Genomic DNA, 21427 nt, shown 5'->3' on the forward strand with positions numbered 1-21427 from the left:
AAGCCATAAATAATTCCTCCTAATTGTTGTGCTTGATGGTTCTGATGACCCGGGCAGGAACCCCGGCAACAACGGTGTTAGCCGGGACGTTCCTGGTGACCACCGCTCCCGCCGCCACGACGGCATTTTCACCGATCGTGATTCCTGGCAGGATGGTGGTGTTGGCACCGAGCCAGGCGTTTTTACGAACGTAGACCGGTTTGAGTTCTACGCTGTGGCGTGATGCCGGGTCGAGGGGGTGATTGACGGAGATCAAGCTGGCGTTTGGGCCCACCAGGACGTCATCGGCCAGGTAAATTCCGCCGAGGTCGGTAAAGGTGGCACCGTTGTTGATGAAGACCCGTTTGCCGATATGGATGTTACGGCCAAAGTCGGTGTGAAAGGGGAGACGAATCTCTACCGACGGGTCCAAGGCTTGCTGGGTCAGCTGGGCGACCAGTTCACGGATACCAGCTGGTGAATGAACACCGGTATTGAGCTTTTGTACCAGCTTTTGGTTATGTTCGATGATCTTGCCCAGGTCCGCAATCTGCTGTGGATCCAAGATTTTGCTTGTTGTCATGACTTGACCTCCTTAAATTGATTTGTTGATCTTATTGTAATGGGCTAGAATTAAGATGTGAAATACTTATGTTAAATGCATAATCATAATAAAAAGTTATACAAGGAGGAAGGGCAATGGATATTCGGGTACTGCGTTACTTCATTGAAATCGTTCGGGAGGGCAACATCTCCAGTGCGGCGCACCGGCTTCACATCTCCCAGCCGGCGTTGTCACGGCAGATCATGGAGCTGGAGACGACTCTCGGGGTAACCCTGTTTGAGCGCGGCCGGCGGCAGATTAAGCTGACCCAGGAGGGTTACTACTTGTATGAACGGGCGCAGGAGATTACGGCCCTGGTGGACAAGACCACCTACCACCTCCAGGCTAACACCGTGATCAGCGGGACGCTGGATATCGGTGCCGGCGAGAGCAGTGCCCTGATGCCAATGATGGACGTCCTGGCCCAAATCCTTCGTGATTATCCTGAGGTGCGTGTCAACCTGACGAGTGGGGACTCGACGGAAATTCGGCGCCGGATCAACCAGGGAAGTCTTGAGTTTGGCGTCGTGATGGGTCACGAAAACCTGGTAAACTATAACTCGCTCACCCTGCCTGCCCAGAACCGGTGGGGAATCTTGATGCGGAAGACCGAGCCGCTGGCGGCTAAACAGGTTATCAGCCCCGGCGATTTGCTGGGGTTGTCGCTTCTAACGTCGGTCCAATCGCGAGCGCAGGATACTTTTCGTGACTGGGCGGGAGGCATGGTTAATCAGTATAACTTCGTCGGCAGCTACAACCTGCTCTACAACGCCGAACTGCTGGTCAAGGCTGGCGCGGGGATGGCATTGGCCTATGACGGGATCGCCAACCTGTATGATCAGGACCTGGTCTTTCGTCCACTTGCCCCGGCCCTCACCGATGCGAATATTCTGATCTGGAATAAGGACCGGCAATTGCCGAACGTCGCCCAGCTTTTCCTCAAACTATTGCGAAAACAAATCACCGCCCCGACCAAGTGATAATTGGGTGGGGGTATCCAGGCAAATTAGTTGGTTTTTGATCAAAAGCGCGTAGACTAAGATTATCGATAGCTAACGAGGAGGTACGCTGATGAAACACTTAACCTTTACCGATGACGCCAAGAAGCGGATTGCCAAGTACCTGAGTCCTGATAAGACGATCGTGCTCGATTTTGACGATGGCGTCGGGCCGTTTTCCGCGATTGGCAACTGCAGCCTGGACGCCAACTACCGGCTGATCTTTGTCAAGAAGGGGATGGACCTGCACGACTTCGACGAGAAGATCGAATCCAACATCGGCGACATCTACATCAAGAGTGAACCGTATGCCAACATCCAGTTTGAAAACCAGATGGAGGTGCGCTTCAACCCGAAGTACTTCACCCTGCCGCTGGTGAGTCCGACCAAGGGGGTCCTGACGGAAAACCTGGAAGTGGTCGACCTGACCGATCCCGTCGCAACTGAATACAATGGCACCCATGATTGCTGATGAATGGGGCGTGGCAAGGCCTAGTTTTGTCACGCCTTTCTTTGTTTTAAAATGGGGCTAAAGGAGTGATGAGATGATGGAACGCGCAAAGGTAATTATTCATATGTACGAGTCGATCGACGGCAAGATCGATGGCGACTGGGACGGTCTGCCGGGGGATAAGGCCTCTGGAGACTATTACGACGACATTCTCTTCAAGATCAGCAACACCAACGCCAACGGGAGTAACACGATCGTGATGTACGCGGCGCCGGGAAAGGTTGACCTCAGCCAGTACCCAGCAGACGGAATTGACTACCAGGACTGGGTCCCGGCGGGGATTACTTCGGCCACTTGGGACGTCAGCTTTGACCGTCGCGGCCGGGCCGGCTGGGAGAAGAACTATTTCGACTACGCTGGCAAGCAGAGCCGGGCGATCGAAGTAGTTACTAAACTTGTCGATAAGCGCTACCTGGCCTTCCTGCGGTCCATGCAGATCCCGTACCTGGTCTGCGGGGATGACGAGCTCGATTTTGCGTTAGCCCTGGTCAAGTTGCGGCAGTATTTCGGGATTAAGAAGGTGGCCTTAGGCGGGGGCGCCCTGATCAATGGTGCCTTCCTGCGTGCCGGCCTGGTCGATGAGATTTCCCTGGTGATGGCCCCCTACATCAGTGGCGATGCGACCAAGAAGGGAACGTTTGACACGCGGCAGGTCTTCGTCAACCAGCGTTTCAAGGTTGTTCAGACTAAGTTGCTGGCTGATGGTGGGATTCACCTGCTCTTTGCCCGGGACAATTGATAAATTTTCTTTAATATCACGGTCGTCATAGCGCGATTATGCTATAGTTTAGTTAATAAAGTTAAGGAGGCTTGTTTGATGGCTGAAAAGGTATTTACAAAAGACGAGTTGGCAAAGTTCAATGGTCAGAATGGACAACCGGCCTATGTGGCAATCCGGGGCGTGGTTTATGATGTTTCCGACAAGGCGGCCTGGCAGGGTGGCAAGCACCATGGCAATCTTGCCGGTCAGGACTTGACCGATGTTTTATACAACAAGTCGCCACATGGGGACCGGGTCTTAGCTGGTCTGCCGGTTGTCGGCAAGCTGGCGGACTAACGGTGAAATACGAACAGGGGACGAGGCAATTTGCCTCGTCCCCTGTTTTGGTTTATTTAGTATGAAATTAGTTCAAAGGTTGACCGTTGACGTCTACGTCATCCTTCTTCAGGATGAAGGTGGCGTAGATCCCGGCGATCAGCGTAATTCCAGAGATCACCAGGAAGGTGTGGCTGTAACCGATGTGGTCCCGCAGGTCACCGAGCGGTGTTGAGAAGATGATCTGCCCAACCTGGGCGGCAATCTGGTAGCCGACCATGTAGAGGGTGGCAGAGACCTTGGTATCAAAGTGCAGGGTGAAGTAACGGAAGAGCCCGAGGGCGAAGCAGGCCGTCTCCGGTGCGTGCAACAGCTTGATGCAGGAAACACCGAGCGGGTTCGTGACCAGACCACAGCCCCCGATCCGGATGACCATGATCGTGATCCCAACCAGCAGGGTCTTGCGGACCCCGATCTTCTTCATCAGCCATGGCACGCAGGCCATCATGATTGCTTCCAAGAAGACCTCCACGGAGTTTAGAACCCCGTACATCTGTTGACCAAGGGCCTTGGTGGCAAAGAACTGGGTGAAGAATTGAGGGAACATCTGCTGGTCAAAGACCGTGTAGAAGGTCCAGGAGAAGATGATGTAGATGATGATCTGCCAGAGAGCCTTCATCTTGAAGACGCCAAAGATTTCCTTCAGGGAAGCCGTGGAGCTTTCCTTGGCGTTTTCAACCTTGTTTTCGTAAAGGTCAATCATCTTTGGATTCTTTTCGGGATGGACAAAGACAAGCAGCAGGAAGAGGACCAGGGCGATGGCTGACGAGAGCCAGAAGACCAGGTTCGGGTTGATGGTAAAGAGAAAACCAGCGAGCAGGGCGGAAACCGCGTACCCGAACGATCCCCATGACCGGGCCTGGCCGTATTCAAATTGATAACGACGGCTGATTCGTTCCGTGACGGCTTCAAAGGTTGGCGAAGCAGCCAGGAAGGCAAACGATAGGTAGAGTGAACCGAGGAAGGTCCCGAGATAGAAGTTGCTGTGGAGCAGCGGGGCATAGAGCCAGGTGAAGAAAGGCCCAAGCAGCATTTCCATGACGGCACAGAAGATCAGCAGGTAGCGCTTGAGGCCGAGCCGGTCCTGGATGGCCCCGTAGACAAACATCAAGACCAGGGTGATGGCGGAGTTGAAGGAGTAGATCGTCCCCACCTGTTCCCCAGAGAAGTGCAGGGTGTTGGTTAGCCAGATCTGGAAGAATGACCACCAGATTCCCCAGGCGGTGAAGAAGAGGAGGATGTTTAACGAATCGAACCGGTAGAAGGGGTTCTTGAATAAGCTATGCTTTTTCATGTTGATTATCCTTTCATATCAAGTGTGTAGGCTTTGATGGTGATGGCAGTAGGTCGGCTAGCAGCCAGTGTGGTCGTGACCGGCTGCGAATCGTTGTAGTAGCGTTCGGTGAAGGTAGCGGCCCCGTCGTTGACGAAGATTTCGACAGAACTGGTGTCCACGAAGATCCGGGCGTGCAGCCGGCGAACATGACTGATGGTAGCGTAGCGGTCGCTGGCCTGGCCATGTTGGTGAACCGTGATCTCACCAGTTGCCTGGTTATAACTGAAGGCAATCAGGACTTGATTGTCATTGGCGAGCTGCCAATTTACTTGACCATCGTAATCATCGGTCAGGTCAAAGGTCAGGTCCCACTCGGTGTGCTGCGGGTCGGTAACCGTCAGCTGGTGAGGAGAATGAATAATTGCTGATGTGTTAAGAGCCTCACCAACGCGTAACGCTGCCGTCTCCTGCGCGGGGATGGCCCCCAGCCGGTCGCCACGCAGGACGAGTTCGCGCGGCAGGGTCAGTGCCCCGGCCCAGCCGTCTGCTTGCTCCGGCATCGGGTTGTCGAAGGAACTGAACCAGCCGAACTGGATTCGCCGCCCGTCCGGGGTCAAGAACGATTGGGGAGCGTAGAAGTTGTGCCCATAATCCAATAAGTGCAGATCGTAGTGGTTAAAACGGGCCTGATCGTAGTCTAGTCGGCCCACCAAGTAGGCTGCCTGGCTCAGGTTGAGGAAGCGGTGCCGCTGCGGCTGGATCCCCATCGGTGAGCAGGTCAAAATGTCCTGGCCGTTGAGCCGGAAAAAGTCTGGGCACTCCCACATCGATCCCTCAAGTTCAATGCTTTGTGACGCGGTGATTGGTCCGCGGTATTGCCACTTTAACAGGTCGCTGGACTGGTAGAGTAGGATCCGGGCGCGGTTGTTGGCCGACTCCCGGCTGCCGACAACCAGGTAGTACTGACCATCGTGTTCCCAGACTTTAGGATCCCGAAAGTCCTGGCTATTATCAGTCGGCGCCTCAATCACGGGATTCCCTGTGTACTTGGTAAAGTGGATCCCGTCGTCGCTGTAGGCCACGTTCTGGTTCTCCCAGAAATGGTCCTGGTCACCATCATCGTAGTAATGGTGACCCGTGTAGATCAGGTACAGCCGATCATCCTTGACGATGGCTGAGCCGGAGAAGCAGCCGCCGGAGTCCTCGGGATCACCAGGAACCAGGGCCACCGGCAGATTTTCCCAGTGAACCAGGTCCTTGCTACGGACGTGTCCCCAGTGCATCGGGCCCCATTGTGCTGAGTAGGGGTGGAACTGGTAGAAGACGTGGTAGTAGCCCTTGAAGAAACAGAGACCATTCGGATCATTCAGCCAGCCCGCCGGTGTTTGAATATGGTAGTGTTCGCGATAGCGAGTGTTTGTGATTTTTATCACTCGTGACTCATCGATTTGTCGCAATCTAACCGACTCCCTTCGTTCTTTGGAAACGTTTACGGTGAAGATTGTAAGTGCTTTTACCAAAATTGTCAATCGTTTATCAAAATAAATGTTAAACGATTAGCAAAATGATAAATAAAATAAGCCATGACTCGCATCCACGGGTCATGACTTATTTTATTTAATGCTGTTCTGGACTATCCCCAGACTTCTTTGGCGATTTCTTTTACCAGGGTGACCTTCGCCCACTGCTGGTCTTCAGTTAAGATATTACCTTCTTCAGTCGAAGCAAACCCGCATTGTGGACTCAGACAGAGGTGGTCGAGCGGGTGGAACTTAGCGGCTTCGTGGATCCGATCGATGATGGTCTGCTTGTCTTCCAGTTCCCCGTTCTTGGAGGTTACCAGCCCGAGGACCACGTATTTTTCATCCGGAACCTTGGCGAGGGGCTCAAAGCCACCGGCACGATCGGAATCGTATTCGAGATAGAACGCCTTAACGTTTTCCTGGGCGAAGAGGGTATCGGCAACGGGCCCGTAGCCGCCAGCCGCGGCCCAGGTGGAGTGGTAGTTCCCCCGGCAGACGTGGGTGTTGATGGTGAGGTCGTCCGGCAGGCCAGCGATGGCGGCGTTGTTTACCTTGAGGAAACGTTCCTGAAGGGCCACCAGCTGGGAGGTGTCGGCATTGGGATCCTTCTTCTTGAGGTTAGCGAAGTTATTTACCGAGATTCCCCATGTACAGTCATCGAGCTGGAGGGTCCGACAACCAGCGGCGTAGAGGTCCTCAATAACCTGGTGGTAGGCACTGGCGACGTCGCAGTCGAAGTCGGCGATGTTCGGGTAGACCTGCTTGAGGTTTTCCTGGTTTTCGGGACGGAGGAATTCCTCCAGGAACTGGGCCGGTGCCGGAATCGTTTGCTTGACCTGGGTGCCTTCGCTAACGTGGTCTTGGACAAACTTAAAGGCTGAAACAAACGGGTGATTTTCACCGCTGAGCTTGCCGGTCAGTTGAACGGAGTCGTTGCGGGTCTCTTCATCATGGAAGAAGTAGCCGTGCTTGAGGTTGACGTGCTTGGTACCCTGAAGGCCCCAGAAGAAGTCGAGGTGCCAGTAGCTGCGGCGGAACTCACCGTCGGTCACGGCCTTAAGCCCCGCGGCCTCTTCTTTGTGAATCAAGTCAATGATCAACCGGTCCTCAACAGCAGTGAGGTCCTCGCGGCTGATCTGGCCGGCGGCAAACTTTTGGCGCGCGTCCTTCAATTCTTGAGGGCGCAGGAATGAACCAACAACGTCGTAGCGAAATGGGGAAACAGTCCGTGGTGTAAATTCAGTCATAAAACATCGATCCTTTCTTTTTCGACGGTGAGTTCAAGCATCGGAAGCAAATAAAAAAGTCCCTAGAAAAAGCGTTGGTGCTTTTTCTAGGGACGTCATTTTCAAAGGTTGAAATTAACGTGTTACCACCCTAATTTGACTGGGCCTCACAGTCCAGTCCTCAATAGGTACACCCATGCGGGTAAACCCAGGCGTTTTATCGGTCGCCGCTCGTGACCGGCTTACCAACGGCTCGCCGATCGCCTTTGCTCCAAGACCATCTTCGTGGGTTTAGGGGACACCGGTTCTCATCTACCCGGCTCTCTGTAGTTCCTGCTGCCCATTACTCATCTCTTCTTAGCAATTTATAATTTCTTGTTGGCATTATATTAGAACTTTCTAATTTTAAAGTCAACACTTTATTATAGATTTTCATAATTGCTGAGAAAAAACCAGATTAAAGGTTTGGATCCATCTTGAAGGTAAGCTTCGAAAATTCCGTTCCGGCTGTCATCAGGTCGAAGAGAAGCCGCTTGGCCTTCTTGTTGTAGTGCTTGGCGATCTTGTGGTTCTGTCCGGTCAGGTAGGTGGTTAGCTGGGCGCCACTCAACTGACTGGCCTTGGCGTCAACTGCCGCGATCTTGCGCCGGGCCCATTCATTGAGGTCCTTTTGAAAGGCCTCGTCCTGGTCATAGAATTCGCTGTAGTGGCTCTCCACCACCATGGCGAGGGCTTCATTCAACCAGTAGGCACTCTTGAGCTTCATTTTGGCCGGCACCTTCCGGTAGGAGACGTCGGTATCATCGGCGTTGGCAAAGAACGGGGTGTAGGCACAGAAGGATGGCAGGCCGAACTCAATCCATTGGATGGCGGCCTGTTCCGGCTTGACGTTGTTCCGCATCTGCAGGATGTGGGACTGGGCGGTCCGGGAGAGAGCGATTGGCCGGTAGACCTTCTTGTCGTGCTCGCTACCGTCTCCCAACGGGTCATACTTGGTCTCGTTGAAGTGGGACTTGAGCAGGTACTGGATATCCTCAACCGCGATCTTGTGTTCCGGCTTCCGGATAAATGGCATGTCGGGTGATTCAGGGGCCTGATCGGCCGCCGCGACGGGGCTCAGGTAGCGTTGGGCGAACCAAACCCGTGGCGTGTTGTAGTGGTGGTCCAGCTTGGTGTTGGTGCCGAAGATGTGCCGGAAGTTCCACTGGTCAGTATCTGGATTGAGTTGGTGGTCAGCAACGAACTCCTGAATGCCGTCCGACCACATGTAGTTGTCCGGATCGGTGAAATCAATTTGTTCGATGGCAATCTGGTTGGCGGCAACGGCATAGCAATCGTCGGGGATCCGGACGGCAACCCAATGGTGACCGGTAGCGATTTCCATGTACCAAACCTCGTCTTGGTCATTAAACTGGACCCCGTTACCCTCGGCAGAACCGTACTTAGCGACCAGGTTACCCAGGCGTTTTACCCCTTCGCGAGCGGAGTGAATATACGGTAGCACCAGGGTGGTCATTGAATCCTCGGCCAGGCCATTCTTGACGAAGGGGTCGTAGGCCAGCACCCGGTCGTTAGCGTAGACACTCTCGGTGGCACTTTCGCCGACGTTAGCGGAATTAAAGCCATCCTCTTCGTTGGGTCCGGCGCTCTGGTCGACTGAAGGGGTGGAAGTGTAGCGCATCCCATTCTCGGGGAGGGGGACGGTTAGCTTATTGTAGGCGGAGACGTAGGTTTCGTGCCGGTCATGAACGGCAGGCTGAACCAGGAAGCGTTTGGGTTCAATGGCGACGACCCGGTCTTCGTTTCTGGAAATGAAGGTTGAACCATCAAGCGAGGCGTTTTTACCGACCATGATCGAGGTACATGCAGAATTTTTGAATCGTGACATTTAACCAGTTCCTTTCAAAATGTAAATTTTCATACTACCCTTATTCTACACCAACTTATGGGGAACACTTGATGGGGGTGAACAATTGACGGTACTTGGTTTAGCATTCGCCAAAGCCGGGAGCGTTTCTCAAAAATGAACAAAAACGGGAGCGCACCAGCCGGCACAGCCACCGGCTAGCATGCTCCCAAGGGATAAAGATTATTCTTCTGATGTGAAATTGAACTCGTCGGCGTGGCGGAGCGAATAGGTGAAGTAGATGATCAGGCCCACTGCGATCCAAGCCAGGTAGGTCAGCCAGGCCGTCAGGGAAATGCTGACGAGGAGAACGATACAGATAAGGATTGACAGGATCGGAATCGTTTTGCCAAACGGTACCTTAAACGGCCGCTTGAGCTCGGGGTAGCGGTAACGCAAGATGATCACGACCAGGGAGATCAGGGCGAAGACCACCAAGGAACCGATGTTGGCGATCAGGGCCAGGTAGTGAAGGTCGAACTCACCGGCGAGAATGGCCGACAGGATCCCGACCAGCCAGATGGCCCGGTTCGGGCTGTGGGTCTGGGGATTGAGCTTGGCGATGTTTTGCGGCAGGAAAGCACTCCGGCTCATGGACTTCAGAATGTTGGACCCGGCGTAGATAAAGGCAAAGACCACGGCCATAATTCCCAACACGGCCCCTAGTGAAACTACCTCGGCGACGAAGGAGTGTCCCTTGACGATCAGCACGTAGGACATTGCTTCGGAAACATTCAACTTAGTGTAAGAAACCACCCCGGTCATCACCAGGCTGACCAGGACGTAGAGGGTGGTGGAGATCACCAGACACAAAATTATTGCCCGGGGAATATTTTTGTCAACGTCCTTGGCATCCTCGGCGGAAGTAGCGAGGGCATCAAAGCCCAGGAAGGAGAAGAAGACGGCCGACGCCCCGGTAAAGATCCCCTTGACCCCGTATGGAAGGAAGGGGTGCCAATTGCTCGGCCGGACGTGCTGGACGCTGACGACGATGAACAGGAGGATGATGAAGATCTTGACTCCCACCAGGAAGTTGTTGATCAGCTTACTTTCGCTGGTTCCTCGCGTCAGGATGATGGTCATCAGGATGATCATCAGGACGGCTGGCAGGTTGACGTAACCCCCGGCAGAGGGGTTCATCAGGAACTGGTGGGGCAGCTTAACCCCTAATACTTCTAAGAACGATTGGACGTAGCCAGTCCACCCGTTGGCCACGGTGGCCGTGGTAGTGATGTAGACCCCGATTAGTGTCCAACCGGCCAGAAAGGCGACGAATTTGCCGATGCCGACCCAGGCGTAGAAGAAGGCACTCCCGGAGTTGGGCAGGCTGGTGGTCAGCTCAGAGTAGCAGAGACCGATCAGTCCGCTGGCTAAGGCGGCGATGAGGAAGGAGAAGACGATCGCCGGTCCGGAGTCCTCGGCGGCCACGATCCCCGTCAGGACCAGGATCCCGGTCCCAATGATGGCCCCAATTCCGAGGATGGCGAGGTCAAAGAGGCCGAGGGTCTTCTCGTGTTCAATTTTCTTGAGCTGCGGATTATTTTTCATGTAGGCAAAGCTCCTTTTAATTTTGATTGATGCGGTGCCGCACTTTCTGGTACTGGTAGACGGGAATTCCCGCGGCAGTTACCAGGACCCCAATTGCGGTGATGATTGGCTGGGTGATGGCGGTGGTCAATACGATGAAGGCGCCGCCGGCCAGGGCAATGATGGGGACGATTGGATAGCCGGGAACCCGGTATGGGCGTTCTAAGTTTGGCGCTGTTCTGCGGAGGATAAACACCGCCACAAAGCAAAGCATGTAGAAGAACCAGATGACGACGACCAGCATGTTGGTGATGGTGTCGAAGGTCCCGGATAGGATCATGAGCAGGGCGATGATGAACTGCAAACAGCCGCCCAGCCACGGCACCCCGCCGCGGTTGAGGGCGCGAAAGCCCCGGCTAAACGGCAGGTAACCGAGGTACCCCATTACGTAGGGTACCCGGATCCCGGTCATCACAAAGCCGTTTAGGGCCCCATAGACCGAGACCATGATCCCAATAGTAATGATCTTACCGCCCAGGGGGCCGAAGACAATGTGGGCGACCTGGGAGGAGATGTTGAGGTTATTCGCAACCGTTGCCAGTGGGGCCACGTACAGGAAGGCCAGGCTGATCAGCAGGTAGACGACCGTGACCAGACCGAGGCCGAAGAAGATGGCACGGGGCAGGTCCCTTTTCGGTTTCTTGAGCTCACCCGCCATCGTGCCGACGTGGATCCAACCATCGTAGGCAAACATGGTCGCCAATAGTCCGCTACCCAGGGCGGTCCAGAAGTGTTGGCGCGGGCCGGGCGTCACCGGGAAAAGGGTGAAGCTGGGGTCGCCAGGGTGAGCAAATCCCAGCACGACGATGGCGACGATCGGCAGCAGTTTGACAACCAGGGCGATTGAGGAAACCATGCCGCCAGCCTTGGCACTGATGAAGTTAACCATCAGCACTAGTAAGGTGACCGCGCTGGCCACTACCGGTAGCCAGGATGACGCAAGGCCAAAGAGGTCAACAAATTGGGTGGCAAAGGCGATCGCCGCCGCGGCCCACTGGGCAGGGAAGTAGATCAAAGACTGGGCCCACCCCGCGAGGAATCCCCAGAAACTTCCGTAGGCTTTGCCGACGTAGACGGTCAGGCCCCCGGTCTGCGGATAGGCGGCCGCTAGTTCTGCCGCGGTCAGGCCGGCGCAGATGGTAATGATTCCAGCTAGTAGCCAGGTGAAGGTGGCCATGCTGACGGTCCCAGTTGCCTTGGTGACGGCCGGGACCTTGAAGAAGATCCCCGAACCGATGACGGTTCCGGTGACCGTCGAGAGGGCCGCGAAAAAGCCGAGCGACCGGGTGGGTTGCTTTTCTGCCAAAGTGCTCACACTCCTTGCATATTCTTTCGCCAATAATGGACAATTTGCATAAAGTAACCCTTTTATTATAGTTATTCTTTGGCCAAAATAATAGTAAAATTATAAAATGCCAGTAACGACGCGTGTTAGAATTGGTAATAGTCGTTACTGATAATAATTGAAAGTGGATGAAATGATGCCTAGAAATAAATTAGTTGTTGTTTCCCTTGATTCGTTGGGCTTTCGGGACCTCAATGAGCTTGGTTACCTGGTTTCCCACATTAGCCAGCTGATGAAGCAGGGGACGTGGGTCAAACGGGTGCGGGGAATCTTTCCGACGCTGACCTACCCGTCACACACCTCAATCATCACCGGCCAATACCCAGCCGTTCATGGGGTCGTTAACAATACCAAGCTGCAGCCTCGGCGCCTCTCCCCGGACTGGTACTGGTACCGAAAGGACGTGCAGGCGACGCCCCTCTACGATGTTGCTCATGACGCGGGGCTCTCGACGGCCGCCTTCCTCTGGCCGGTGACGGCGGGGAGCAAGATCGACTATAATCTGGCTGAGATCTTCCCCAACCGGATCTGGACCAACCAGGTAATGGTGTCGTTAAAGGCCAGCTCGCCCCTTTTTCTCCTCCAGATGAACCACCGTTATGGCCACATTCGACATGGGATCAAGCAGCCCTGGCTGGATGACTTCATCACGGCCTGCGCGGTTGATACTTTGAAGAACAAGCAGCCGGACTTGACGTTGGTTCACCTAGTGGACATGGATAGTATGCGGCACCGCTACGGCGTCCGTTCTGCCCAGGCCCAGCACGCCCTTCAACGGCTTGACCGGCGAGTGGCTCAGATTGTTCAAGCGACCAAGGATGCCGGGACCTATGAACGGACCAACTTTGTCTTTCTTGGTGACCACTACCAGATCAACGTCCACAAGATGATCCACCTTAACATGCTCTTTGCCCAGCACGGCTGGCTGACCCCGCAGGAAGGCAAACCGACTTACCGGAATAACTGGCGGGTGACGGCCAAGACCTGTGACGGCGAGACCTATGTCTATACCCGGGGAAACGTTGATCTTGGCCAGCTCAAGCAGCTAATTGCCGGCGTTGAGGGGGTTGAACACATTTACGACGGTGCCGCGGCGATCAAAATGGGAGCCGATCCGCAGTGTACCTTCCTGGTGGAGGCTAAGGCGGGTTACTACTTCACTGATGAAGTCAACCGGCCGGCAATGGTTGAAGCGGTGGACCCGGATTCGCTAGGGACGCATGACCGCTATCAGGGGGTTCATGGCTACGGACCGGACAAACCCGATTACTTCACCACGGCGGTATTTGTCGGTCCAGACGTCAATCAAGGAGCCACGGTAGAGGGCGCGCACCTGGTCGATGAGGGACCGACTTTTGCGAAGTTGCTGGGACTACATTATCCGGCCCCAACTGCCGGTCAGCCGATCGCTGGCGTCGTTAGGAAGTGAGGCGAAGTCGTGAAAATCAATAAGCAACAATGGCAATGGATCTTCTATGATTGGGCCAATTCCGGCTACGGGATCCTGGTCGTAACGGCGGTCCTACCCGTCTACTTCAAGGCGGTTGCCCAACAGGCCGGGGTCAGTGCTGCCGATTCAACGGCCTACTGGGGGTATGCCAACAGTTTCGGCACCCTGGTGGTCTCACTGCTGGCGCCGCTGCTGGGGGCCTTGGCTGACTACCCGAACGCCAAGCGCCGGTGGCTGAACACTTTCACCTGGCCGGCAATCATCTTGACCGCTGGCCTGGCCCTGGTACCGGCCAGTCAATGGCAATGGTTGATCTTCATGTATGTTTTGACCATCATCGGCTACTCCGGCGGGAACCTGTTCTACGATAGTTTTCTGATTGACGTGGCTCCGGATGGTCAGATGGATTTGGTTTCCTCCACTGGTTACGGGATGGGCTACCTCGGTGGCGTCATCGCCTTCATCGTCTTCTTGGGGGCGCAACTGACGCACGGGTTCAACGGTTTGCTGTCGGCCTACGGAATCGCCAAGTTCAGCTTCGTCGTCGCGGCCGTCTGGTGGGTAATCTTCGGCTGGCCGCTGCTTGTCCATGGTCGGCAGCACTACAGTGTAACCGCCGTAGAGAATCCGTTACGCGATAGCTTCCGCCGATTGAATCAGACCTTCCGGCATATCAAACATTACCGGCAGATCACTTGGTTCTTGGTCGCCTACTTTTTCTACATCGACGGAGTAGACACCATCTTTACGATGGCCACCGCGATCGGTAAGGACTTAGGGGTCGAAACGACGATGCTGATGATGGTGCTCCTGGTGGTGCAGCTGATTGCCTTCCCGTTCTCCTTGTTCTACGGCTGGCTGGCGAAAAAGACCTCTAACCGGGCCGCTATTCTGGTGGGGATCATTGTTTATGTAATCATTTGCCTTGATGCCCTGCGCCTGACCACGTTGACCGACTTCTGGATCCTGGCGATCCTGGTCGGAACCAGCCAGGGTGGCCTGCAGGCGTTAAGCCGGTCCTACTTTGGGCAATTGATTCCCAAGGACTCCAGCAGTGAGTTCTTCGGCTTCTACAACATCCTCGGTAAGTTTTCCGCAATCTTAGGGCCGGTGATTGTCGGACTGGTGACCCAGTGGACGGGGCGGTCAACGATTGGGGCGGCCTCTCTCAGTGTTCTCTTCATCATTGGATTGGTAATCTTCTTGCTGTTGCCGCGCCTGGGGAGGGATGCCAATGGCCAAGATTGATGAGGACTTCATGCGAGCCGTGTTGAACATTGTGGACCTTATTCCGCTCGGCCGGGTAGCGACTTACGGGCAGATCGCTCGGATGATCGGCCGGCCCCGCAACGCTCGCCTAGTGGGCAAGGCCCTTGGCAAGTCTGGCGGGTATGGTAAGCATCCCTGCCATCGGGTTGTGACCGCCACCGGTCGGCTGGTTCCCGGTTGGATTGACCAGGGACCGATGTTGGCGGCCGAGGGGATCCCATTCAAGGATGCGAGCCACGTTGACATTCGGCGCTGTCAGTGGCTTGGTATTTAAAACTTAAAAAGGGGCTGTGACATAAGTCCTTTTATACAGGCTAAAAGTTTACAGCGCGGTACACAAATGGGCTCAAGCATTCGGAAATTCCGAACGCTTGAGCCCTATTTGTGCTCGCGGGGGCTCCCAGTGGCTTGCTTCGCTTCGAAAGACGAAGTCGTAACCGACTTCTGTCTCGCTCCCTTAGTTTAATCATGGGTATTATTGAGGATCCCTTGGCCAATTCCACCGGGGTGGTCCTTTTTTTGGTGACTGGTGACTTTCAAGACACTGCCGCCGATTCCTGTAGTGCCCTCATTGGACCCTGCGATTGCTGATAACAACTTGTTTAGGCGGGAGACTGTTTCGGGATCGCCCTCCCGGTACTGCTGAGCAAGTTTATCAATGTTCTGGGTACCTTTAATCTCAAATGGGATCTTCTGGTCTTGTTGAACGCGCTTGAGATACACCTTGATCCCGCTCGTGAGGTCCAGTCCCATCTCAGCAAAAATCTTGCTAACGTCGTTTTTCAATTGGTCATCGACCTTAATATTAATCTGTGCCATAAAAATCACTCCTTTCACCTCTTATAGTACCATCTTTTTGTTCGTATATCAATTTAATATCTAACGTATATGAAATAGTATATAAAATGATGCTGAAGTATGCTGCAAACAAAAAACACGCTTCCAGTAAGTTAGCTGGAAGCATGTTTTAGTTATTTGTTTTCAATTACTTTTCACGGGAGTAGGATGCGATGTCGGCAAGGATTTCGTTCATGAAGTCGTCCTGGCTCATTTCGTTTTGTTCCTTCTCACCGTACTTCCGGACGGAGACACCGCTGTTGTTCATTTCGTCGTCACCGACAACCAGGGTGTATGGAACCTTTTGGGTCTGGGCTTCACGAATCTTGTAACCCATCTTTTCGTTCCGGTGGTCAACAACGGCCCGGATGTTGGCTGCCTTCATCTTCTTAGCAAGTTCGTCAGCGTAAGCACCGTGCTTATCATCGCTAACTGGGATGATGTGAACTTGTTCAGGAGCCAACCAGGTTGGGAAGGCACCCTTGTAGATTTCAGTCAGGTAGGCAATGAACCGTTCCATGGTACCAACGACACCACGGTGGATCATGACTGGCATGTGTTCCTTACCGTCCTTACCAACGTAGGTCAGACCGAAGCGGTCAGGCAGCATGAAGTCCAGCTGGATGGTTGACATGGTTTCGTCGTTGCCGAGGGCCGTCTTGGTTTGGATGTCCAACTTTGGACCGTAGAAGGCGGCTTCACCTTCAGCCTCGTAGTAGTCGAGGTTCAGGTCATCCATGGCTGCCTTCAACAGGGACTGTGAACGTTCCCACATTTCGTCGTTGGCGTAGTACTTCTTGGTGTTCTTTGGATCACGCAAGGAGAGCCGGAAGCTGTAGTCAGTGATGTCGAAGTCCTTGTAGACGGACATGATCAGCTTCAGGATCTTGGCGAATTCGGACCGGATTTGGTCGAGGGCAACGAAGGTGTGGCCGTCGTTCAAGGTCATTTCACGAACCCGTTGCAGACCGGAGAGGGCACCAGACTTTTCATAACGGTGCATCATCCCGAGTTCGGCAATCCGCAGTGGCAGGTCACGGTAGGAACGAATGTGGTGCTTGTAGATTTGAATATGGCTTGGGCAGTTCATTGGCCGCAGTTCAAGCATTTCACCGTCACCCATGTCCATTGGCGGGAACATGTCGTCACGGTAGTGTTCCCAGTGGCCGGAAGTCTTGTAGGCATCCAGGTTCATCAGGACTGGGGTGTAAACGTGCTTGTAGTCGTCAGCAACTTCACGGTCGATGATGTAACGTTCGATGGTCCGGCGAATCGTGGCACCCTTTGGCATCCAGTATGGCAGGCCGGCGCCGACCTTTGGATCAACGAAGAAGAGGTCAAGTTGGTTACCGATTACCCGGTGGTCGCGTTCACGAGCTTCTTGACGCTTCTTCAGGTCTTCAGCCAGGGCGTCCTTCTTGTAGAAGACGGTCCCGTAGATCCGTTGGAGCATTGGGTTGGAGGACATGCCCTTCCAGTAGGCACCGGCAACGGACAATAACTTGAGGTTCTTAACGACATCACCGTAAACCAGGATATCTTGGTCGGCAATTGCCATGGTATCGCCAAGCTTGTACATGGCAACCTTGCCGTCCTTGGCGTTTTCGTTGATCAGTTCAGTGGAGAACTTGTCATCCTTAACGCTGGCCAAGGCGTCATCAACGGCAACTTCGGCGAATTCAACCTTAACGTCGTCCTTAGCCATCCCCTTGATGACGTCTTCTAATGCTGGTAATTCGTCGGCAGAAACTTGTTGGTCGTCCTTGTCGGAATCAACGTGGAAACCGTCTTCGTCGGCAACGGCTTCACCGAGGCGAATGCCCTTGAATTCTTGTTGCAAAGCGGCCTTGAGCATTAATGCAGACAGCTTGCGGAGTGCTTGTAAACCTTCTTCTGAGTCCCGGTCGATCTTCTTAACTGATCCATCGGGTGACATAACTGCGACTTGAGCCATAATGATCTCTCCCTTACAAAAAATCAAAAACGCCCCTAACGCCTATTGCTAAGCGTTAGGGACGTTAATTATCATAAATTAGCGTGGTTCCACCCATGTTCAGGAATATTAGAATTCCTCTCTATGGTGTGGTAACGGACACGACCCGACCAGCCTTATTTCGGCTAGTAATCTAAGAAGGTGGTATCAACGTGATGAATCGCTCCAACGGTGCTTCCAGCCATGGCACCGACTCCCTGGTAGGAGGTCATCACTTGACTTATCCTTCGATTGCCTATGATTATAACACGGACGACGGACTTAGCAACCCCTTTTTTGATTATTTTATTTTTGCTGGGTTTGCTGAGGCTGGGTAGATTGTTGCTGACCACTCTGGCTGCTAGTGTTGCCATTTTGTGACTGACCAGTCGTTGATGACTGGTGCTGCTGGTCATTGTTAGTCTGCTGCTGGTTGTTAGTCGATGATTGTTGACTGTTGTTATTTTGCGTAGATTCGGTATTGGCAGACTGGTGTTGGTCATTGTTATTGTTGCTAGTAGACTGCCGGCTGGTCGACTGGTTATTCTGCGTGCTGCTTGGCGTACTGTAAGAATAAGTGTCGCTAGTGTCGGTGGTATCATCACTATCGCTGGTGGAATGGCTCTTGTGCTTCTTATGACTGCTGCTGTGGCGCTTCTTCTTTGAGCTGGTCGAAACGGTCGTGGCATCATCGTTGTTTGTATTGACCGGATTCTGCTGCTTGACCATGAAGACAATGATCATTACCAAGAGAACCGCCAGCAAAATCCCCAGCAGGACCTTGAAGAGCCGGTGGTTGCGCCGCTTTTGACCAGGATGTGCTGGCTTAGCCTTTCTGTTTGGCCGTGGCCGGGCATTATTTTTCTCCTCGCGTTTGAGGTTGTCAAAAATTGAGGACCGGCGTTTTTTCTTTTTGTCGCCCGGTTTGGGAGTATCGTACAACTCGACCCGGCTTAAGCGCTTGTTATCCTTGTCTTGGTTATTGTTCAACGTGTTCACCTCATTTAGAACAGTACTGTATTAGTCACTATTATAGCATGATCTAGTTAATTTAAACGATTGAAAGGGGATTGGCAAGTGCCAGTCCCCTTTCTGAGTTAGATAGATAATTTATTAATCCTTAGCGGAGTCGTGCATCTTTTCTTCTTGTTGACCGAAGCCCCGACCCTCGGCGGCAAAACGCTTGTCACCACGGTAGAGTTCGACACAGGTCCAAGCCAACAGGACTAAAATGATGACGATCGTCAGGTATGCCAGTACATCGGACGTTCCCTTGGACCAGACACCGAAACCTTCATAGGTTGCCGGCAGGTTGTAGAGGTTCAGGAAAGTCAGTGCGATGACAGAGATCCAACCACAGACCTTAACCCATGGCCGGTTCTTGAACTCACCCATCTCGACTTCACTGTTGGTCATCATCAGCAGTGGCAACATGGAGAATGGCAGGGCGAATGCCAAGAATACCTGTGAGTTTTCCATCAAGAGGTTCAAAGCTGTGTGTTGTTGGATAGTTGACTCGCCGGAAGTCATCCCAACGCACAGCAGCACAGGAACAACGGAGATCAAACGGGTAACCAGCCGCCGAGCCCAAAGTGGCATCTTCATGTGGACAAACCCTTCCATGATCACCTGACCAGTCAGGGTACCAGTAATGGTTGAGTTTTGACCTGATGCCAGCAGGGCAACGGCAAACAGGGTTGACAAAACTCCGGACTTGGCAACGGCAATCAGAATTGGGTTGCTAAGCATGGAAGTGTTGTTCAGTGCTTCGTAGAGGCCGAAGAAGGAACTATCCTTAACGGCACCGTACTTGAAGACAGCAACCCCCATGATCAGCAGGAGGGCGTTAACAACGAAGGCCAGTGATAATTGAATGTTGGAGTCCCAAGTTGTAAACCGTACGGTCTGCCGGATGCTGTCGAGGTCGTTATGGTCGATCTTCCGGGTCTGGGAAATTGCGGAGTGCAGGTACAGGTTGTGCGGCATAACGGTCGCACCAATGATCCCCAGCGAACCGCTCAGTGGCGTAATTCCACCGATCTCAGGGTGCTGGGCAATCGCCTTGGTTGAAGGCAAGAGGCCCATGAAGGCGGCACCCCAGTTTGGGTTAGAGAGGGCTACCTGGTATGCAAAGACAAACAGGATAACCAGAATCAGGCAGGCAACGATTGCTTCGATCTTCCGGAACCCAATCTTCGTCAATAAGAGCAGAACTAAAACATCAAGAACGGTAATGAAGACTGATGGGATCAACGGAATGTGGAACAGCAGGTTCAAGGCAATCGCCGCACCAATAACTTCGGCAATATCGGTCGCCATGATGGCCAACTCGGTCATGAGCCAGAGAATAATCCCTAATGCTTTACCGGTCCGCGCCCGGGTTGCCTGAGCGAGGTCCATTTGACTCACGATCCCGAGTTTAGCCGCCATGTATTGAAGCAACATCGCAATCAAACTTGAGATCAAGATGGTAGTCATCAGGGTGTATTGGAAGCTTTGACCACCGGTAATTGAAGTAGCCCAGTTACCAGGATCCATGTAACCCACGGCAACTAATGCACCAGGGCCGGAGTAGGCGAATAATGTTCGCCAGAACCCTTTGCCATGAGGGACTTCAACGGTACCGTTGATTTCTTCTAGAGACTTCCCGTTAGCATACTCAATCAAGTGATGCTTACGGTGCTGATTTTTTGTGTTATCCACGCCAAATCCACCTTTCATCTTATTTTGTTAACATGATTGATAACCAAAATTAACTTAATTCGAATACTTTGTTAGGCTAACATAAAAAATTATGCAATGCAACTGAAAATCGCCGTTATAACGGCGTTTTGCGGGGGTGAATATGATGCCAAATCGGCGGAATAATTCGGTGGTTGAGCACTTTCAAGCGGTTCCAGAACGGCCTTTAGAAATTTTTAAAAACATTTGAAAAATATTTATGGGGTGTTTGAAAAGGGGAAAACTAAAAAATTCGGGGGCCATGGTTTTGCCATGGCCCCCGAAGAGATCCTATTTCATCATATTCGTTTTAAGCAGGTAGTGGTGTCCCGCCGTAATGTCGTATTGAACGAGTTGGTAGTCATGCCACAACTTCTTCTGCTTCTTGGTGAATGATTTGTAGCTGACGACCTTGCCTTGCTGGTTGACGTACTCAGGCGCCGAGTTGAAACTATTAGTCCCGTTTTGCTGGGTACTCAGGGCGTAGGCAGGTAATTCGTGGTAGAGCCGGGTGAGCATTGCCTGGTATGGGGTGACCTTGGAGTTGGTTTGCTCGGCGGCCATCGCGATGAAGTCGTTCGGGCCGACGTAGTGTGTCGAGCGAGTCAGCTTCTTGGCCCCCATTCGCTGCGCAGCCGGGTTGGAGTAGATGAAGTAGTCGGTCTCGTGCAGCTTTAGACCGTCCTTTTTCATACTATTGCGGTAGATCCCCGGCAGGTGGTCCCCATAGAAGACCAAGGTGATCGGCCGGTTGATCTTGTCGATCTCCTTGATGAAGTTGGCTACCGCCTCATCAGTATAGTGGATTCCCATTGCGTAGTTTTCAACCTGGGCGGGGTCTGTCCCGTCGCCGACCTTCGCGCGGTAGCGTTCGGTCCCGTTATAGAGATTGTTGTACGGCAGGTGGTTCTGCATGGTGACCAGGTTAATGAACTGAGCGCCGTGATGAGCATTGAGCTGGTCGAGGAGGTTGGCGTAAGCGGTCTGGTCAGACATGTAGGTATTGCGGTCGATCTTCTTCTGATGCCTGATCGGGTACTGCTTGCTACCCAAGTAGGAGAATTTATTGAAGCCAAACTTCGGGTAGTCGGTACCACGGTCATAGAACTTCTTGGAGTACGGGTGAA

Annotated in this window: 19 protein-coding genes; 7 read left to right on the plus strand and 12 right to left on the minus strand. The window is 53.2% G+C overall.

Translation table 11 applies throughout. The features are described 5' to 3' along the window. Positions 1–19 precede the first annotated feature (19 nt). Positions 20–562: a DapH/DapD/GlmU-related protein gene (locus ACI31J_RS04065; RefSeq protein WP_439773159.1), complete on the minus strand. Its 543-nt coding sequence runs from the start codon at positions 560–562 to the stop codon at positions 20–22. 116 nt (positions 563–678) lie between these two features. Between ACI31J_RS04065 and ACI31J_RS04070 the strand changes: the two genes are divergently transcribed. From ACI31J_RS04070 to ACI31J_RS04085, 4 genes are all read left to right on the plus strand, one after another. Continuing rightward, positions 679–1563 (plus strand): LysR family transcriptional regulator, encoded by an 885-nt coding sequence (locus ACI31J_RS04070; protein WP_439773160.1) that lies wholly within the window; start codon positions 679–681, stop codon positions 1561–1563. A 91-nt stretch (positions 1564–1654) separates the two neighbouring features. Beyond that, on the plus strand, positions 1655–2053 hold the full coding sequence (locus tag ACI31J_RS04075) for an iron-sulfur cluster biosynthesis family protein (RefSeq protein WP_439773161.1): 399 nt from the start codon (positions 1655–1657) through the stop codon (positions 2051–2053). 76 nt (positions 2054–2129) lie between these two features. Next, positions 2130–2831: a dihydrofolate reductase family protein gene (locus ACI31J_RS04080; RefSeq protein ID WP_439773162.1), complete on the plus strand. Its 702-nt coding sequence runs from the start codon at positions 2130–2132 to the stop codon at positions 2829–2831. A 78-nt stretch (positions 2832–2909) separates the two neighbouring features. Next, positions 2910–3149, plus strand: a complete 240-nt coding sequence (locus ACI31J_RS04085) for a cytochrome b5 domain-containing protein (RefSeq protein ID WP_439773163.1) — start codon at positions 2910–2912, stop codon at positions 3147–3149. A 67-nt stretch (positions 3150–3216) separates the two neighbouring features. Here the strand turns inward: ACI31J_RS04085 and ACI31J_RS04090 are convergent, their stop codons facing one another. The 6 genes from ACI31J_RS04090 to ACI31J_RS04115 all read right to left on the minus strand — a co-directional run bounded on the left by ACI31J_RS04090 (position 3217) and on the right by ACI31J_RS04115 (position 12012). Further along, positions 3217–4482, minus strand: coding sequence for an MFS transporter (locus ACI31J_RS04090; protein WP_439773164.1), 1266 nt, complete (start codon positions 4480–4482; stop codon positions 3217–3219). A 5-nt stretch (positions 4483–4487) separates the two neighbouring features. Continuing rightward, the gene (locus ACI31J_RS04095; protein ID WP_439773165.1) at positions 4488–5921 is read right to left on the minus strand and encodes a glycoside hydrolase family 32 protein; all 1434 of its coding nucleotides are present in this window, start codon (positions 5919–5921) and stop codon (positions 4488–4490) included. 176 nt (positions 5922–6097) lie between these two features. After that, a complete protein-coding gene (locus ACI31J_RS04100) occupies positions 6098–7234 on the minus strand; it encodes a 5-methyltetrahydropteroyltriglutamate--homocysteine S-methyltransferase (RefSeq protein ID WP_439773166.1) in 1137 nt (378 codons plus the stop codon). A 436-nt stretch (positions 7235–7670) separates the two neighbouring features. Beyond that, positions 7671–9101, minus strand: coding sequence for a C69 family dipeptidase (locus tag ACI31J_RS04105; RefSeq protein ID WP_439773167.1), 1431 nt, complete (start codon positions 9099–9101; stop codon positions 7671–7673). Positions 9102–9302: 201 nt separating this feature from the next. Then, complete coding sequence (locus tag ACI31J_RS04110; protein WP_439773168.1) at positions 9303–10667, minus strand: APC family permease; 1365 nt, start codon at positions 10665–10667, stop codon at positions 9303–9305. 16 nt (positions 10668–10683) lie between these two features. Then, positions 10684–12012, minus strand: a complete 1329-nt coding sequence (locus ACI31J_RS04115) for an APC family permease (protein ID WP_439773169.1) — start codon at positions 12010–12012, stop codon at positions 10684–10686. A gap of 175 nt (positions 12013–12187) precedes the next feature. Here ACI31J_RS04115 and ACI31J_RS04120 point away from each other — a divergent pair, with 175 nt between their 5' ends. Genes ACI31J_RS04120 through ACI31J_RS04130 form a run of 3 tightly spaced genes read left to right on the plus strand, consistent with a single transcriptional unit; the run spans position 12188 to position 15044 of the window. Continuing rightward, positions 12188–13480, plus strand: a complete 1293-nt coding sequence (locus ACI31J_RS04120) for an alkaline phosphatase family protein (RefSeq protein WP_439773170.1) — start codon at positions 12188–12190, stop codon at positions 13478–13480. A 9-nt stretch (positions 13481–13489) separates the two neighbouring features. After that, complete coding sequence (locus ACI31J_RS04125) at positions 13490–14749, plus strand: MFS transporter (protein ID WP_439773171.1); 1260 nt, start codon at positions 13490–13492, stop codon at positions 14747–14749. Continuing rightward, positions 14736–15044, plus strand: coding sequence for an MGMT family protein (locus tag ACI31J_RS04130; RefSeq protein ID WP_439773172.1), 309 nt, complete (start codon positions 14736–14738; stop codon positions 15042–15044). Before ACI31J_RS04125 ends, ACI31J_RS04130 begins: the two co-directional genes overlap by 14 nt. Positions 15045–15232: 188 nt before the next feature. Here the strand turns inward: ACI31J_RS04130 and ACI31J_RS04135 are convergent, their stop codons facing one another. From ACI31J_RS04135 to ACI31J_RS04155, 5 genes are all read right to left on the minus strand, one after another. Further along, positions 15233–15589: a type II toxin-antitoxin system RelB/DinJ family antitoxin gene (locus tag ACI31J_RS04135; RefSeq protein WP_439773173.1), complete on the minus strand. Its 357-nt coding sequence runs from the start codon at positions 15587–15589 to the stop codon at positions 15233–15235. A gap of 166 nt (positions 15590–15755) precedes the next feature. Continuing rightward, positions 15756–17561 carry a threonine--tRNA ligase gene (thrS, locus tag ACI31J_RS04140; RefSeq protein WP_439773174.1) on the minus strand — a complete coding sequence of 602 codons (1806 nt, stop codon included), beginning with the start codon at positions 17559–17561 and terminating at the stop codon, positions 15756–15758. Positions 17562–17885: 324 nt separating this feature from the next. Continuing rightward, entirely contained in the window at positions 17886–18578 is a 693-nt protein-coding gene (locus tag ACI31J_RS04145) for a hypothetical protein (protein ID WP_439773175.1), read from the minus strand. Positions 18579–18692: 114 nt separating this feature from the next. Continuing rightward, complete coding sequence (locus ACI31J_RS04150) at positions 18693–20300, minus strand: Nramp family divalent metal transporter (protein WP_439773176.1); 1608 nt, start codon at positions 20298–20300, stop codon at positions 18693–18695. 291 nt (positions 20301–20591) lie between these two features. Beyond that, the coding region (locus ACI31J_RS04155; RefSeq protein WP_439773177.1) for a sulfatase-like hydrolase/transferase at positions 20592–21427 on the minus strand (836 nt) is incomplete at its 5' end.

It is taken from the genome of Limosilactobacillus sp. (genome assembly GCF_051873075.1).
Lineage (GTDB): Bacteria > Bacillota > Bacilli > Lactobacillales > Lactobacillaceae > Limosilactobacillus.